Origin of the sequence: Pedobacter petrophilus (assembly GCF_009674725.1) — a bacterium.
Lineage (GTDB): Bacteria > Bacteroidota > Bacteroidia > Sphingobacteriales > Sphingobacteriaceae > Pedobacter > Pedobacter petrophilus.
This window is the reverse complement of record NZ_WKKH01000122.1, coordinates 1-590: the sequence shown is the minus strand read 5'-3', so window position 1 is coordinate 590 and position 590 is coordinate 1. Positions and strand designations below refer to the sequence as shown.

1 protein-coding gene is annotated in these 590 nt (G+C 46.4%); it reads left to right on the top strand.

Features of this window, described 5'->3' with window-relative positions:
* Positions 1-590, top strand: a 590-nt coding sequence (locus GJU39_RS23310) for an ISAon1 family transposase (RefSeq protein ID WP_154283383.1), incomplete at both ends; no start/stop codon positions are given.

The following is a 590-nucleotide window of genomic DNA, read 5'->3' as shown; positions in this document are numbered from 1 at the left end:
GGTACAGGAAGTGACCATGGATATGGCTGCGAACATGCAACTGGCCATTAAAAGGTGTTTTGTCAATGCCCACCGTGTTATTGACCGTTTCCATGTGCAGAAGCTGGCCTATGATGCGGTACAGGAATGCAGGATTAAATACCGTTGGGAAGCATTGGATGCAGAGAATGAGGCCATCGATCAGGCGAAGCGAAATAAGACCAGCTATCAGCCGGAAGTACTTTCCAATGGAGATACCCTTAAACAGCTGCTTGCCCGGAGCAGGTATCTTTTGTTCAAGCACCATATCAAATGGACAGCGGTACAGAAACACCGCGCGGAGCTGTTGTTTGAACGCTATCCACAATTGAAAAAGGCCTATCAGATCTCCCTGAAGCTCGGTGATATATTCAAGCTATGTAAAAGTAAGGAGCAGGCATTTAAGCAATTGGCCTTATGGTACAATGTGGTGGAAGACTGTGGGATAGATGCATTCAAGACTGTTGCACGATCAATAAAGGCGCATTATCTCTCCATCCTGAACTTCTTTATCAACAGGGCGACAAATGCATCGGCAGAGTCTTTCAATGCAAAGGTCAAGGCATTCAGGG